Annotated in this window: 13 protein-coding genes and 1 pseudogene; 13 read left to right on the top strand and 1 reads right to left on the bottom strand. The window is 64.4% G+C overall.

What is annotated here, in order from left to right:
- Positions 1-39 precede the first annotated feature (39 nt).
- From tsaB to OJJ21_RS08900, 4 genes are all read left to right on the top strand, one after another.
- Positions 40-1,182, top strand: a complete 1,143-nt coding sequence (gene tsaB, locus OJJ21_RS08915) for a tRNA (adenosine(37)-N6)-threonylcarbamoyltransferase complex dimerization subunit type 1 TsaB (protein WP_297685254.1) — start codon at positions 40-42, stop codon at positions 1,180-1,182.
- Positions 1,183-1,328: 146 nt separating this feature from the next.
- Positions 1,329-1,763, top strand: a complete 435-nt coding sequence (locus OJJ21_RS08910; RefSeq protein WP_297685251.1) for a MucR family transcriptional regulator — start codon at positions 1,329-1,331, stop codon at positions 1,761-1,763.
- Between the two features lie 137 nt (positions 1,764-1,900).
- Positions 1,901-2,335, top strand: coding sequence for a Fur family transcriptional regulator (locus OJJ21_RS08905; protein WP_297685249.1), 435 nt, complete (start codon positions 1,901-1,903; stop codon positions 2,333-2,335).
- A 56-nt stretch (positions 2,336-2,391) separates the two neighbouring features.
- Complete coding sequence (locus OJJ21_RS08900; protein ID WP_297685247.1) at positions 2,392-3,240, top strand: lysophospholipid acyltransferase family protein; 849 nt, start codon at positions 2,392-2,394, stop codon at positions 3,238-3,240.
- Here OJJ21_RS08900 and OJJ21_RS08895 read toward each other — a convergent pair.
- Complete coding sequence (locus OJJ21_RS08895; RefSeq protein WP_297685245.1) at positions 3,237-5,048, bottom strand: glycosyltransferase family 41 protein; 1,812 nt, start codon at positions 5,046-5,048, stop codon at positions 3,237-3,239. The genes OJJ21_RS08900 and OJJ21_RS08895 overlap by 4 nt on opposite strands.
- A gap of 103 nt (positions 5,049-5,151) precedes the next feature.
- On the opposite strand from OJJ21_RS08895, the gene OJJ21_RS08890 reads away from it, so the two are divergent.
- From OJJ21_RS08890 to OJJ21_RS08850, 9 genes and pseudogenes are all read left to right on the top strand, one after another.
- Positions 5,152-5,691, top strand: coding sequence for an RNA polymerase sigma factor (locus tag OJJ21_RS08890; RefSeq protein ID WP_297685243.1), 540 nt, complete (start codon positions 5,152-5,154; stop codon positions 5,689-5,691).
- Positions 5,692-5,720: 29 nt separating this feature from the next.
- The gene (locus OJJ21_RS08885; RefSeq protein ID WP_297685241.1) at positions 5,721-6,659 is read left to right on the top strand and encodes a FecR domain-containing protein; all 939 of its coding nucleotides are present in this window, start codon (positions 5,721-5,723) and stop codon (positions 6,657-6,659) included.
- Positions 6,660-6,822: 163 nt separating this feature from the next.
- Positions 6,823-9,135 carry a TonB-dependent siderophore receptor gene (locus OJJ21_RS08880; RefSeq protein ID WP_297685239.1) on the top strand — a complete coding sequence of 771 codons (2,313 nt, stop codon included), beginning with the start codon at positions 6,823-6,825 and terminating at the stop codon, positions 9,133-9,135.
- A 354-nt stretch (positions 9,136-9,489) separates the two neighbouring features.
- Entirely contained in the window at positions 9,490-10,884 is a 1,395-nt protein-coding gene (gene miaB / locus OJJ21_RS08875) for a tRNA (N6-isopentenyl adenosine(37)-C2)-methylthiotransferase MiaB (protein WP_297685237.1), read from the top strand.
- A 47-nt stretch (positions 10,885-10,931) separates the two neighbouring features.
- Positions 10,932-11,996 carry a PhoH family protein gene (locus OJJ21_RS08870; RefSeq protein ID WP_297685235.1) on the top strand — a complete coding sequence of 355 codons (1,065 nt, stop codon included), beginning with the start codon at positions 10,932-10,934 and terminating at the stop codon, positions 11,994-11,996.
- Between the two features lie 67 nt (positions 11,997-12,063).
- Positions 12,064-12,543, top strand: a pseudogene (gene ybeY / locus OJJ21_RS08865) (rRNA maturation RNase YbeY); the annotation flags it as partial.
- Between the two features lie 143 nt (positions 12,544-12,686).
- Positions 12,687-13,571, top strand: a complete 885-nt coding sequence (locus OJJ21_RS08860; protein ID WP_297685233.1) for a hemolysin family protein — start codon at positions 12,687-12,689, stop codon at positions 13,569-13,571.
- 7 nt (positions 13,572-13,578) lie between these two features.
- Entirely contained in the window at positions 13,579-15,189 is a 1,611-nt protein-coding gene (gene lnt / locus OJJ21_RS08855; protein ID WP_297685231.1) for an apolipoprotein N-acyltransferase, read from the top strand.
- Between the two features lie 69 nt (positions 15,190-15,258).
- Positions 15,259-15,786: a helix-turn-helix domain-containing protein gene (locus tag OJJ21_RS08850; protein WP_297685229.1), complete on the top strand. Its 528-nt coding sequence runs from the start codon at positions 15,259-15,261 to the stop codon at positions 15,784-15,786.
- Positions 15,787-15,837: the final 51 nt, after the last annotated feature.

Here is a 15,837-nt window from a genome sequence, read left to right as displayed (position 1 = left end):
GATGACGGTTCCGTTCTCCTACCATCGGAGCATGGCGCCGTGAAGCTGCTCGGCATCGACACTGCCCTGAATGCCTGCTCGGTCGCCATCATCGACGGCGATGCGACATTGGCGACGGTCGTTTCCGCCGGCGGCAAGGGTAATGCCGAACGGCTGCTGCCGGCGCTGGAACAGGCGCGGCAGCAGGCCGGCATTCAGCTGGCCGATCTGGATGGCATTGCCGCCACCATCGGCCCGGGGTCCTTCACCGGCATTCGCACGGCGCTGGCGACGGCGCGCGCGCTCGGCCTGGCGCTCGGGAAACCGGTCTGGGGCATCACCACGACCGAGGTTCTGGCGACAGCTGCCGCGCAGCCCGGCCTGCCCACGGTGGCGGTGATCGATGCGCGGCGCGATGAAGTCTATATCCAGTGCTTTGCCGCTGCGGCATCCGGACCTGGCGCTGCCCTGACCGAACCGCAACTACTCGGCATCGCCGCTGCCGTCGCCATCCTGCCGCAGGGCCCGGCCGTGCTGGTCGGCAGCGGCAGCGCATTGCTGCAAGACGCGGCACGGCGCGATGACCTGCATCTGTCGCTGCAATCGCCTGATCCCGATCCGGCCCTGGTGGCACGGCTCGCCGCGGCACGGCCACGCCCATTGATGGCGCCGGCGCCGCTCTATATCCGGCCGCCGGATGCCAAACTGCCGACCGCCTCGCCGGCCGTGACGCAGCCCGCGGCCCGGCTGACCCTGAATATCCGGGCCTGTGGTGTGGAAAGCGCTGCCGTGCTGGCCGCCCTGCATGCCGATGGTTTCGCCGGGCATGGCGAAGTCTGGACGGCGGCAAGCCTGCGCGATCTGCTGGCCATGCCGGGCGCATTGGCGCTGCTGGCCCTGGACGACGGCGATCAGCCGGCGGGCTTCATCCTGCTGCGCCAGGCCGCCGACGAGGCCGAAATCATCACGCTTGCCGTGCGGCCGCGCCTGCGCCGCCTGGGCGTGGCGCGCCGGCTGCTGCTGGTGGGGCTGGACAAGCTGGCCGGACGCGGGGCGCCGCATTGTTTTCTGGAGGTGGCCGAGGACAATGTCGCCGCCCGGGCGCTCTATGCGACCGCGGGCTTCACCGAGATCGGCCGCCGGCCCGGCTATTACCGCGACCCCGCCGGCCGCCAGCACGACGCCATCGTGATGCGGACGTGAAGCCGCTGTGTTAAATAAAGTATAAGTTGAAGCAAGACCGGCATGACACGTTAAAATACAGTCCCGCTGCGCTGGATTTATTGAACTCGCTCCTTATATATTCGGCCATCCTCAAGCGTTTTACTTAAGTATTCAGGAGCGAGATCATGGCCCATTCCGCCGATCGATCCGAACTGCTGGCATTGACCGCAGAAATCGTGGCCGCCCATGTCTCCAACAACAAGCTTGAGGCCGGCGAACTGCCCGGGCTGATCCGGCAGATTTACGGCACCCTGGCCGGCATCGATGCACAGCCCGCGCCGGCCGGCGGGATGATCCGTGGCGGCAGCGGCGAACGCCCGGCTCCGGCGGTGCCGGTGAAAAAATCGGTGACGCCGGATTTCATCGTCTGCCTGGAAGACGGCAAGAAACTCAAGATGCTCAAGCGGCATCTGATGAGCCACTACAAGCTGACGCCGGAACAGTATCGCGAGCGCTGGGACCTGCCGGCCGATTATCCGATGGTGGCGCCGAACTATGCCATCCAGCGGCAGGTTCTAGCCAAGAAGATCGGTCTGGGCCGGGGCCGCCGTCGCCGGTAGGCCTTTGGAACGCCGGGGCTTTGTCGTAGCGCCTCGCCAATGCGTTTCATCGTGCTGCGGGCCATGCTAAACTGCCAGTTGACCCATCGGGGTCGGTCTGACAGGGATTCTCATTCACAAAAGAAGGCGTTCGGCGCATGAGCAGCCGCCTCGAACAACTCTGCGAACAGCTTGGTATGCGGATGACCGACCAGCGGCGTGTGATCGCCCGGGTCCTCAGTGCGTCGCATGATCACCCCGATGTGGAAGAGCTGCATCGCCGCTCCGTCGCGGTCGATCCGCGCATCTCGATCGCCACGGTGTATCGCACCGTGCGCATGTTTGAGGAAAACGGCATTCTCAGCCGGCTCGATCTCGGCGATGGCCGCGCGCGCTACGAAGAGATGCCGGAATCGCACCATGACCACCTGATCGACACCCGCTCGGGCAAGATCATCGAGTTCAACGACCCCGAACTCGAAGCCCTGCAGGAGAAGATCGCCGCCCGCCTCGGCTACCGGCTGGTCGACCACCGCCTCGAACTCTTCGGCGTTCCGCTCGACGACAAGGATGGTAAGAAGGGTAAGGCCTGAGCCTTGTCCTTCTCCTTTTCCCATGGCGGCCCGCCCTGCATGACAGCCCGAACCTGATGACCGCGCGCGCCATTTTCACGCTCACCGTTTTCCTGATCTGGACGGTGCTGCTGATCCCCGTGCAGATGCTGCTGGTCCAGCTCAAATCGCCGCTGATGCGCAGCCTGCCGTATTTCTACCATCGCACCGTGGCCTGGCTGCTGCGCGTGAAGGTGCGCAAGGTCGGCGAGCCTTCGGCGGCCGCACCCACATTATTCGTCAGCAACCACATCTCCTGGCTCGATATCGTGGTGCTGTCGGCGGCGATGAGCAATGTCAGCTTCATCGCCAAGCAGGAAGTGGCGACCTGGCCCTTTTTCGGCACGCTGGCGCGGCTGCAGCGCACGGTTTTCGTCGAACGCGAAAAACGGCATCGCACCGCCGAGCATCGCGACGAAATGGTTGAACGGCTCGCCAATGGCGACAGCCTGATCCTGTTCCCCGAGGGTACCTCGTCGGACGGTCTGCGCATCCACAATTTCAAGTCGGCCTTCTTCGCCGCCGCCGAACGGCCGGTCGGCAGCCGGCGCCTGACCGTGCAGCCGGTCTCGATCGGCTATGCCCGGCTCAACCATATGCCGGTCGGCCGGCGCTGGATGCGGCTGTTTGCCTGGGTCGGCGACGAGGATCTGCTGCCGCATCTGTGGCGCTTCCTCAAGGCAGGCCCCTGCGAGGCGGTGGTCGAATTCCATCAGCCGGTCACGATCGACCAGTTCAACTCGCGCAAGGGCCTGGCGGCCTGGTGCCATCAGCGTGTGCTCGAAGGCCTGAGCGACATCAATGCCGGCCGCGAGCCGGGCCAGCGCAGCCTGCCCAAGCCGCTGCACAAGACGCCGCCGCAGCATGCGGCCTCCGCCGCGGACTAGACCTGGTCGGTAACCGGCAGCGCAATGCCGCGCGGCGCCTCGCCACGGCAATGCAGGTTCCAGATCGCGGCATAGGCCGCTTCCACATCGCGCGTCAGCTGCGGCGTGTCGAACAATGCGGCGCCGGGCAGGTTCGCCTGCAGTTTGCCGCGCAGGGCCGCAAGAGCCGCGCGGTCGCGTCCGAGCCGGATCGCGGTGGCGACATAGTCTTCCAGTGTCGTCATCGCCAGTTCGGGCAGGCCGGCCGCCCGCAGGATGCTGCCGGCCACGCGCGAGGCGAAGGTTTCGCCGCTTAAGCCGAGCAGCGGGCAGCCGGCCCAGAGGCAGTCGCTGGCGGTCGAATGCGAGCCATAGGGAAACGTATCCAGCACCAGGTCGACGGCGCGGTAGCGCGCGAGATACTGCGGCTGCGGCAGGGTGCCGGCAAAGACCAGCCGTGTTGCCTCGACGCCATGCTGTTCCGCCGCGCGCCGCAGATTGTCGGCGGCCTCGCGCGCAGGCGCGTAGAGCAGCAGCACGCTGCCTGGCACGGCCTGCAAAATCCGCATCCAGGCGGCAAACATCGCCGGGCGGATTTTCACCGGCCGGTTGAAGCAGGCGAATACCACGCCATCGTCGGGCAGGCCGTAGTCGGCGCGGGGTGCTGCCTCGGCCACCATGCGTTGCCGGTTGTTCGGCTGGTAGCAGTGCGGCAGGCGGATCACCTGCTCGCTGTAATAAGGTTCCGCACCGGGCGGAATCACGGTTGCGTCGGCCATGATGTAGTCGACATTCAGGCCGGTGCCCATCGTGCCGGGAAACCCGATCCAGTCGATCTGCAGCGGTGCCAGCCGCTGCGTCAGCAGCGGTGCGAAGCTGCCGACCGTGTAGCCCTGAAGATCGATCAGGATGTCGAGCTGCATCTCGCGGATGCTGCGGCCCAGCGCGGCCAGGTCGCGGCCGGCAAGATCGCGGAAGCCGGGAATGGCGCGATAGCGCCGGTGAATCTCGCTGCCATCATCGCGGCCGGTGGAGAGCAGGGCGATATCGAAGCGGCCGCGGTCGTGCAGCTCGAACAGTTCCGGCATGATATGCCCGACCGCGTGGTTGCGCAGATCCTGGCTCAGATAGCCGATGCGGATGCGGCGGTCCTGCCGCGCCGCCGGCCACACCGGTGGCGGCAGTACGACGGTGTGGCCGGCGGCGATCTGCGCGGCGCGGCGCTCGGCCCAGCGCCGCTGTAGCGCCGGATCCTCGGTGAAGAACACCAGCGGAAACGGATTGACCGTGCCGGTGCTGCCGGTCGCATCGGTCAGTAACCCCTGCACGGTCGCGGCTTCGGCGGCATCCCAGCGGCACAGCATGCCGGCGGAGAAATGTCGCGCCACCGCGATATCGACACGGCCGGGCTGGGCGCGGGCCGCGATATCGAGGCCAGGCAGCGCCTCGGCATGGCGGCCGAGATCGAACAGCAGCGTGGCGCGCTCGGCCAGTGTTTCCGCGTGGTCCGGCGCCAGAGCCAGGGCGGCATCGAAGGCGGCCACGGCATCGTCCTGCCGTCCGAGTGCGCGCAGGCACAGCGCATGCGACAGATGCAGCTTGGCGTCATGGCTGTCGAATGCCAGTGCCCGTTCGTAGCAGCGCAGGGCCTCCGCATGGCGCCGCTGCTGGCTCAGCAGCAGGCCGAGCAGCCGCAGCGCGCCGCCGTGATCGGGCTGCTGCTGCAAAAAGTCGGTATAGGCGGCAATCGCCTCGTCCGGCCGCTTGCCGGTATGCAGCCGGATGGCGTCCTGCAGAAGATCGGGAGCGGTCGTGGGAGGCGCGGTCATGGCTGCAGGCAGGCTATGGGGCGGGGGTTAAGGGCAGCTTTAAGTGTGTAACTTGCGAATTATTCTTAATTAGAATAGCTTCATGCCTTCATTAGGAGGGGGCGTGGCGGACGACGTTGCATCATCTGGCCTGCGAGCGCAGTTTGCCGTGCTTTTTGCCGCACAGCGCGGCACGCTGGTCCGGTCGCTGGCTCGTTTGATCGGCGATCGTCATACGGCGGAAGATTTGGCGCAGGACGCCTATCTGAAGGTGGCGGCCGCGGCCGAGACGGGCAAGGTCGAACATCTGCAGCCCTTCCTTTATCAAACCGCACGCAATCTGGCTTTTGATCATCTACGCAAACAGAAGGTGCGCGCGGTGGTACATCCATTGCCGGGCGCCGCGTCGGATGCCGTGATTGCGGCCGTACCCGCAGCAGAACCTTCCCCGGAAGCTCGCATGCTAGATCGCGACCGGGTACGGCGTTTCCAGGTTGCATTGGCGGATTTGCCCGAACGGGCGCGGCAGGTTTTGCTGCTGCACCGGCTGCATGGCCTCAGCCAGACCGAGATAGCGCGCCGTTTCGGCGTCAGCGAGCGCACGATCGCCAAGGATCTGGCGCGGGCGCTCGCGCATTGCCTTGCCGCCGACGATTCTGACTGACTTCAGGTTTGACCAGCCCCACACGTCTTATGGATATGCCCCGTCATCCGCCCCCGGAAATACAGCAGCAGGCCGCCGACTGGTTCGCCCGCCTGCGCGGCGATGCCGACGCAACAGTGCAGGAGTCGTTCGCGCGCTGGGTTGCTGCCGATCCCGCCCATGCCGCGGCCTATGCCCGTGTCGAGGCGCTGTGGACCGATGCAGATCTTGCGACAGCGCTGTTTGCCGAAGCTGGCACAAAATCCCGAACTCGCGGTCTTGACCTGCTGCGCCGTGCCGCGGCGGTGATCGTGCTGCTGTTGGGTGCTGGTGCCGTGCTGCACTTCAGCGGTCTGGACTCCGATCTTCTCGCCGATCATGTGGCGCCGAGCGGCTTGCCACAGCGTGTGAACCTCCCCGATGGGTCACTATTGCTGCTTGATGCCGGCACGGCCATCGACGTCGATTACCGGGATGGCGGCCGGCGCATTGTATTGCGGAGGGGACGCGTGCTGGCCGATGTGCGACCCGATACAAGACGGCCTTTCACCATCACCACCGCCAGTGCGGCGGCGCAGGCGCTCGGAACGGTATACAGCGTTGCGCAGCGCGCGGACGGGACATCTGTTGCGGTACGCGAGGGCGAGGTGCTGGTGATCCCGAAAGTTGGCGCCGATCCCGGAACCGTTCTCCAGGCCGGTCAGGGCATGACAGTGGTGGATGGGCAGCCGCGGGCGGCGCCCGCGGAGGATTTTGCCTGGGCCGAGGGCCGTCTGGTTTTTACCGACCGTCCGCTGAATGCAGTGCTTGCCGATCTCGACCGCTACTGGCCCGGCCTGATCTGGGTGCGTGGCGACGATCTCGCAGCGCTGCCGGTTTCAGGTAGCTATCGTCTGGACGATCCGCCGGCGGTTGTGGCCGCGCTGGCTAGTGCGACCGGTGCGCAAGTCTCCGCTTATGGCGGACGCCTCCTGGTCCTGTCGCGTTAGCTTTTTTCAGAAATTTGCTTCTGGTTTCGGAACACCTGCACGTCAGGGCTAAGATATGTAAATGCGACGCATTTGCGTAAATTGGCACTGGGGGTTCAAGATGTGTGGGATGTCATGGCGTGGCGCGTTGCTTCTGGGGACCGCGATTGGAGTTACAGGGCTTGTGTCTGAGGTCCATGCACAGGGCCAACCGGTGCAGCAGGCCGCGCCGGCGCAGCAACACTTCGATATTCCAACCCAGCCGTTAAGTGCCGCCCTTGACACCTTCGCCCGCAATTCCGGCTGGCAGGTCGGTTATCCAGCCGTGCTGGCCCAGGGCAAAACGTCGGCTGTCGTGCAGGGCCGATTCGCGCCGCCAGAGGCTCTGGCCCGTCTCCTGGCCGGCACCGGCCTGACCTATCGCGTCACCGGCCACAATACGGTGACGCTGGTAGAAATGCCGCAGAACAGCAGCGCTACGGTGCTGCCGCCAGTGATGGTGGAAGGCAGGGGGCAGCCTGTCGAAACCGCCTATGGCCCTGTCGATGGCTATGTCGCCACGCGTAGCGCCACGGGCAGCAAGACCGACACGCCGTTGCTGGAAATGCCGCAATCGGTGTCGGTGATCACCCGCGAGCAGATGGCTGCGCAGGGCGTACAGTCGTTGGAGCAGGCCCTCGCTTACACACCAGGCGTGATGGCGGGGCCGTTTGGCGACGATACGCGGTATGACCAGTTCAATCTGCGAGGCTTCACCGGTACGACCAATGCCAATTATCTCGATGGCCTGCGCCAGTGGGGCGCATTCTTTGCCTTTCCGCAGAATGAGCCATATGGCCTGGAAAAGGTCGGGGTGATCCGCGGTCCGGCCTCCGTGCTCTACGGCCAGATCGCGCCGGGCGGCCTGGTCGAAAGCATCAGTAAACGCCCAACGGCGGAACCGTTGCATGAAGTTGTCCTGCAGGGCGGGACCAATAGCCATATGCAGGGTCAGTTCGATTTTGGTGGTCCGGTCGACGAGTCTGGGCGCGTATTATATCGCCTGACTGGCCTGTTGCGTGATGCGGAAACCGAGCTGGATGCGCCGAATGACCGCCGCTTCGTTGCGCCAGCGCTCACGCTGCGAAACGACAGCACCTCATTGACGCTGTTGTCGCAATATCAGGAATTCAAAACCGGCAACTGGCCTTACTATTATAACGCAAATGGCGATGTCAGCCGTGTCTGGCTCGGCGATCCCAATTTCAACAATTTCAACCTTGTGCAATATCACGTCGGTTATCTGTTCGAGCACAGTTTCAACGATACCTGGAAAGTACGGCAGAATTTCCGCTATGGCCGCGTCGAACTCGATACGCAATATGTCGATTATCTCAGTCTGTCCGGCAGTGTCGTCAGCCGCTATGCCGGTATAGCAAACCAGGATCTGACCAATTACGCGATCGACAACCAGCTGCAGGCCGATTTCGAGACGGGATTGGTCAAGCACACGACACTGTTCGGCGTTGGCTATGACCGTATGTACTACGATTATCGTGGTGGCGAGGGCGCGGCCCCGTCACTCAATCTGAATTCCCCGGTTTATGGTCAGTCGGTCACGGCGCCAGCCGTTAGCGACCGTTCGCGTCAGACCCAGGAACAACTTGGGGCCTATCTCCAAGAGCAAGCCCGGATCGGCCGAGTAGCGCTAACCTTGGGTGGTCGCTGGGATCGCGCACAGGCCGAGACAAAAACACTGAATTCCGGTGCCTACAGCCATCAGGACGACATGCAATTCACCGGCAAGGTTGGCGCAGTCTACCTGTTTGATAACGGGCTCGCTCCCTATGTCAGCTACGCGGAATCGTTCCTGCCGACCTCTGGCACAAGCCGGCTTGGTGCGGCATTCAAACCGCAAGCCGGCACCCAGACAGAATTGGGTGTGAAATATCAGCCGCCGGGTCACGGCAGTTTCGTGAGTCTCGCGGCCTTTGACCTGGTGCAGGAAAATGTGCTGACCACTGATCCGGTCAACAGCAATTTCAGCATCCAGACCGGCGAGGTGACGTCGCGCGGCCTGGAATTCGAAGCGAAGGTGTCGCTGAGCGAAAGTTTGAATCTGATCGGCTCTTACACCTACACCGATGCCGAGGTGACCAGTAGCACTACGAACACGCTCGGCAAGTCACCGACGGCAGTGCCGTCGCATATGGCGGGGCTTTGGGCCGATTATGGTTTTGCTACCGGCTATGCGCGTGGCCTGCGCATCGGCGGCGGTCTGCGCTATGTAGGCTCCACATATGCCAATGACACCAATACTCGGGAAAATGCAGCGCATGTCCTGACCGATGCCATGCTGCGCTACGATCTTTCGGTTCTGTCCCCCGATCTGCAAGGCGTCGAAGCCGGGCTGAATGCCAGCAATCTGTTCGATCGCGATGTCGCGTTTTGCAATGGCAGTACATGCAGTTGGCTGGCCGGACGAATCGTGATGGGCAGCCTGCGGTATCGCTGGTGACGGGACGGGAGCAGAAAATTTTCTCCGCCCCTACGCAAGATTCGCCCGCCTCATTCGTCATAATAAGAGGGACCGGGCGCAAACCCGGTTTCGACCAGCCCGCCCGCCAGTCGCATCCCTTGCGACAAGCCAGCCAGCCGCCGTCCGGTCCCGGAATTATCCGTCTTGCCCAAGATTATTAACCTATTGATTTTACTGTGAAGAATCTGTGACGCCGGGCCGTGGCCAGCGTCGTTTCGCTTTCCTTGCGACGATTCGGGTGCTACCTTCGATTCGGTTGTCACTCGTTAACAAGGAGCGTCTGGGGCGCCCGCCGCACCTCTCTTTCGGCACCCGCCCCGCTGAAACCCGGATTTGGCCAAAAAGCTGTTCATCAAGACCCATGGCTGCCAGATGAACGTCTACGACTCCGCCCGCATGGCGGACGTGCTGGCCCCGCTGGGATACGCCAAGACCGAGACGCCCGATGACGCCGACATGGTGATCATCAATACCTGCCACATCCGCGAAAAAGCCGCCGAAAAGGTCTTCTCCGAGCTCGGCCACTGGCGCATCCGCAAGCAGACTGCCCAGGCCCGGGGCGGTGACGTTACCATCGCGGTGGCCGGCTGCGTCGCCCAGGCCGAGGGCGAGGAACTGGTCAATCGCGCGCCCTTCGTCGATCTGGTGATCGGCAGCCAGGCCTATCACCGGCTGCCCGAACTGCTGGCGCGGGCCGAGCGGGCCCGGGTCAAGGGCAGCGGCGGGCCCCATGCTGCGGGGCAGGGCATCCTGGCCACGGAATTTCCGGCCGAATCGAAATTCGATCACCTGCCCGATGAAATCAGCACCGCACCGGGACCGGTAGGGTATCTCGCCATCCAGGAAGGCTGCGACAAGTTCTGCACCTTCTGCGTCGTGCCCTATACGCGCGGCGCCGAGTATTCGCGTCCGGCCGAGGCGATCATCCGCGAGGCCGAGCGCCTGATGGCGACCGGCGTGCAGGAGATCGCCCTGCTTGGCCAGAATGTGAATGCCTGGCATGGCGAAGGACCGGATGGCAGTGCATGGTCGCTCGGCCGCCTGCTGCGCGTGCTCAACGACCGTTTTGCCCAATCGCATCCGCGCCTGCGCTGGCGCTACACCACCTCGCATCCGCGCGAAATGGATGACGACCTGATCGCCGCCCATGGCGAAGTGGCCGGGCTGATGCCCTTCCTGCATCTGCCGATCCAGGCGGGATCCGATGCCGTGCTGAAAGCGATGAATCGCGGCCATCGCGCAGAAGACTATCTGCGCATCGTCGAGAAGCTGCGCGCCGCCCGCCCCGATCTTGCGTTGAGCGGCGATTTCATCACCGGCTTCCCCGGCGAAACCGATGCCGATTTCGAACAGACGCTGCAACTCGTGCGCGAGGCGCGCTATGCGGCGGCCTATTCCTTCAAATATTCCGCCCGCCCCGGCACGCCGGGCAGCCTGCTGCCGAAGCAGGTGCCCGATGCGGTCAGCACCGAGCGGCTCCATGCGCTGCAGGCCCTGCTGCAGCAGCAGTCGGAAGCCTTCAATCGCGCCTGCGAGGGTCGCGTGCTGGATGTGCTGTTCGAGCGTCCGGGCCGCCAGCCCGGCCAGCTGATCGGCCGTTCGCAGTATATGCAGGCCGTCTACGTTTCCGATCCGGGCTTGCGGATCGGCGATTTCCTGCCGGTGACGATCGCCGGCGGCTATGCCAATTCGCTTGCCGGCGAGATCGCCCGGCGCGAGGCCGCGTGACGCGGGCGCGGCACAAGGATCTTTTGGAAGCAACGAGGCTGAAGCCTGTGAGCGATGCACGCGGTGCGGATAATTCCGGTCAACCGATCATTCTCGATTTCGACGACAACCGCCTGCTGGCCCTGCTGTTCGGCGAGCATGATCGTCATCTGGCGCGTATCGAAGAACGCATCGGCGTGGCGGTCGCCTCGCGCGGCAACCGGCTGATGATCAGCGGGCCGGCGGATGCGCAGGCGCAGGCAAGGAAAGTGTTGACCGATCTCTACCGCCGGCTCGAAACCGGCACCGAGATCGAAATGGGCGATGTCGATGGTGCGATCCGAATGACCCAGGGAGGTCCGATGAATGCTCCGGTGACGGCGAAGTTGCGTGACAAGGCCGAGTTGATCCGTGACGACCGGCCCATCCCCGAAGGCGCGGTGCGCACCAAGAAGCGCATCATCCTGCCGCGCTCGCATACGCAGAAAGTCTATTTCGATGCGTTGCAGAAGCACGAGCTGGTCTTCGGCCTCGGCCCGGCCGGCACCGGCAAGACCTATCTTGCGGTCGCCATGGCGGTGAACTTCCTGCTGGAAGGCCGCGTCGACCGCATCATCCTCTCGCGGCCTGCCGTGGAAGCCGGCGAACGCCTCGGCTTCCTGCCCGGCGACATGCGCGACAAGATCGATCCCTATCTGCGCCCGCTCTATGACGCGCTCTACGACATGTTGCCCGCCGAGCGCGTCGCCAAGGGCCTGGAAAGCGGCGAGGTTGAAGTGGCGCCGCTCGCCTTCATGCGCGGCCGTACGCTGGCCAATGCCTTCGTCATCCTCGACGAGGCGCAGAACACCTCGCCGGTGCAGATGAAGATGCTGCTCACCCGGCTGGGCGAAAATTCGCGTCTTGTGGTCACCGGCGATCTGTCGCAGATCGATCTGCCGATCGGGGTGCCGTCCGGCCTGCGCCATGCGCTGGATATCCTGGAGGGGGTCGAAGGCATCGCTTTCGTGCGCTTCGGCGAGGCCGATGTGGTGCGTCACCCGCTGGTCACCAAGATCGTGCGGGCCTATTCGCAGCACGAACAGGAGCTCGGTCTGGCCCGTCCGGATGCCGCCGGCCGGCCAAAACGATGACCGGTTCGCTGCTGATCCGCTCTGCTGATTGAATTGAGCCGCCGAATTTGCCACAAAGCCCTGCATCATGCCCGACGGTTCCAGTATCGACATCGATATCCGCATTGCCAGCAGCGCCTGGCGTGCGGCCCTGCCCAATCCGAAAGCGGCGATCCGCCGGGCGGTGCTGGCGGCGCTGAAGGCCGAACTGCCCGCCAAAGCGAAGACCGGCCTGAGCGTCCTGCTCACCGACGATGCCGAGATGCGCAAGCTGAATGCCGGCTGGCGTGCCAAGGACAAGCCGACCAACGTGCTGTCCTTTCCTGCCGAATCCGCCATCGATCCGGCGCGGCCGCCCGCCTATCTGGGCGATATCGCGCTGGCGCTCGCCACCTGCAGGCGCGAGGCGAAAGAGCAAAAGAAAACCCTCGCCGACCATGTGACGCATCTGACGGTGCATGGCGTGCTGCATCTGCTCGGTTACGACCATATGGATGACGAGCAGGCCGAGGCGATGGAGCCGCTGGAAACCGCGACCCTCGCCGCAATGGGTATCGCCGATCCCTACAGGGCGGTCCCCGCGAAGCCGAAGCCGAAAACCGCCGTGAAGAAAACCACTGTGAAGAAAACCGCTGTGAAAAAGCCGGTGGCCAGGAAGGCCGCGCCGGTCAGGCGGAAGAAAGCAGCCGCAGCGAAGCGGAAAAACGTGAAATGAGCGAGACCCGGGAAAACGGCGGTGGTGGCGGTACCTTCTGGCGGCGCCTGTTGTCGCTGCTGCGCGGCCGCGGCGACGAATCCTTGCGCGACAGCATAGAGGAACTGCTCGAAGAGCATGCCGATGACAGCGCGACGCCGGAGGAGAATGCCGAACGCGCGCTGCTGCGCAACGTGCTGGAAGTGGGCGAGCTGCGCGTCGGTGAAATCCGCGTGCCGCGCACCGATATCATCGCCGTGCCGGCTGAGATCGAATTCGAAAAACTGGTGAAGACGCTGGTCGATGCCGAACATTCGCGCCTGCCGGTCTATCGTGGCACGCTCGATGATGTGGTCGGCATGATCCATGTGAAGGACGTGCTGCCTTATCTGGCCGGCCGCGCCGGCTTCTCGCTCGAGAAGGTGTTGCGCAAGCTGCTGGTGGTGCCGCCGTCGAAATCGGTGCTCGAACTGTTGCGCGAGATGCGCGATACCCGCGTCCATATGGCCATCGTGGTCGATGAATACGGCGGGCTGGACGGTCTCGTCACCATCGAGGATCTGGTCGAGCAGATCGTCGGCGAAATCGACGACGAGCATGATGTGGCCGCCGGCGGCATGCTGATCCAGCGCGCCGATGGCGTGCTGGAGGCGCTCGGGCGCTGCCCGATCGAGGATCTGGAAGAAAAGCTCGGCCATACCCTGCTCGATCCGGAAGACGATGGCGATGTCGATACCGTGGGCGGCCTGATCGTGTCGCATCTCGGCCGTGTACCGCTGCGTGGCGAGCAGATCGACCATCCGGCAGGACTGGTTTTCGAAGTGCTGGAGGCCGATCCCCGCCGCGTCAAGCGCGTGCGCATCCGCACGCTCGTGCCGCAATCCAGCGCCGATGCGGCGTAAGCTCTAGATGATTCGCCTGCACGCCGGTCTGGCCGCGTGGCAGGGCCTGCGCGGCTGGCGCCGCTATGGTGCCGCGCTGCTGCTCGGCATGCTGCTCGCAGTCGCCCAGGCGCCGCTGTCGCTCTGGCCGCTCGCCTTCGTCGCTTTCATCGGACTGCTGCATCTGGATGATGGCGGCAGCGATATCGCGGCGGGCCATGCGTCCGCCAGGCTGCGCAGCTTCTTCACGCTGTTTGCCTTCGCCTACGGTTATTTCGTCGTCGGCCATTACTGGATCGGCATCTCGTTTTTCGTCGATGCCGAGAAATACGCGCTGCTGCTGCCGCTGCCGGTACTCGGCCTGCCCATCGTGCTGGCGGCTTTTCCCGCTACCGGCGCCTGGCTGGCCTGGCTTGTCGCCGGCAATCGCCACAGTCTCTATTTCCTGCTGATGCCCTTCGGCTGGCTGGTCGGCGAATGGCTGCGCGGTCGCGTCGCCACCGGCTTCCCATGGAATCTGGTCGGCTATGTCTGGGGCGACTGGCCGGCGGCGATGCAACTGGCCGCCTCTGTCGGCGCGCAGGGCCTCGGCCTGCTCACCATGCTGGCGGCCAGCGGTTTCGCCATCGCGCTGCGGCCCGGCCGGCGCAGCCGGTTCGGCCTGGTCCTGCCGTTGTTGTTTGTCGCGGCCGCCGCCCTGTCCGCCCTGCGCATGCCGGCCACCACGGCTATGCTGCCCGATGTCTATCTGCGCCTGGTGCAGCCCAGCATCGTGCAGACCCTGAAATGGCGCGACGACCTGCGCCAGCAGCATCTGCAGCAGCATGTCGCCCTCAGCCTGCAGCCGCCAAAAGACATCACGGAGAAGCCGCTCACCCATGTGATCTGGCCGGAAACCGCCATTCCCTATCTGCTGGACGAGGAAGCCGGTCTGCGCGATGCGCTGGCGCGGCGGCTGGCGCCGGGCACGGTGCTGATCACCGGCGCACCAAGACGAGAAGCGGCCGCCGGCAATCCGCGCGACGTGGTGATTTACAACAGCGTCTTTGTCATGGACAGTGATGCCGAAATCGCCGCGCGTTACGACAAGGTGCATCTGGTGCCGTTCGGCGAATATCTGCCGTTCCGCAGCCTGCTTAAACCGCTCGGGCTCGATGCGCTGGCGGCCGGCGCGGTCGATTTCTCGCCCGGCCGCGACATGATGCCGATCGCCATTCCCGGCCTGCCGTTTGCCCGCGTGCTGATCTGCTACGAGGCGATCTTCGCCGATGAATCGATGCAGGTCTTCGATGGTCGCGTGCCGGCGGCGGGGCTGCTGCTCAATCTCACCAACGATGCCTGGTTCGGCCGCTCGTCCGGTCCGTATCAGCATTTCGCCGCCGCGCGTTTCCGCGCGGTCGAACAGGGCCTGCCGCTGGTGCGCGCCGCCAATAACGGCATCAGCGCCATCGTCGATCCCTATGGCCGTGTTGTTGCGAGCCTTGGCCTTGACGCCATCGGCGTGGTCGATGGCCCGTTGCCTGCTGCAATGACGAAGCCCCCGCTTTATGCGCGTATCGGCGACGCACCTCTGCTCGTTTTTGCGCTGCTGAGTCTCGTCGCGGGCTTTGTATTCAATCGCAAGACCAGAAGGCATTGACCCCGCCGCTCATGGCAGGTTTAGTCCATCTTCGTGTTGTGATTTCCGTACAGCGTAAAGGACAGTTCAGTGCCGAAGAATTCGGTTGATGTGCATGTGGGTAACCGGTTGAAACTGCGTCGCACCATGGTGGGCATGAGTCAGGACCGCCTTGGTCAGATGGTCGGGCTGACCTTCCAGCAGATCCAGAAATACGAGAAGGGCGCCAACCGCATCGGCGCCAGCCGGCTCTATCAGTTCGCCACGCTGCTCGATGTGCCGCCGGCCTATTTCTTCCAGGGCCTGGAGGGCCAGCCGGTGACCAGCCGGGATGGACGCCAGCTCGAAGCCGCCGTGCCGGCCGACAGCCCGACCGCATCTTTCACGCGGGAGGATGTGGAACTGCTGCGGGCCTTCCACGGCCTGCAGCAGCAGGGCCTGCGCCGGCGCATCATCGACCTGGTCTGGGCGATGAATAACAGCGCCGAAGCCGGTCATAATGGGCCTGCCGGCGCGGCTGCAACCGCGGATGACGCTGCGGCGCCGTCGCCCCGAACCGCCCAGGATCACGGCCCGGATCGCCCTCCGGGCTCAATTCGGTCACGCCATTCCGCTTGACCCCCGCGTCCAGCTCTGCGAAATAACCGGACTTTCGCGTTTTCCCAATCC

Source organism: Ferrovibrio sp. (genome assembly GCF_025869515.1).
In the GTDB taxonomy this organism is placed as follows: domain Bacteria; phylum Pseudomonadota; class Alphaproteobacteria; order Ferrovibrionales; family Ferrovibrionaceae; genus Ferrovibrio.
This window is presented reverse-complemented; position numbering and strand designations above follow the sequence as displayed.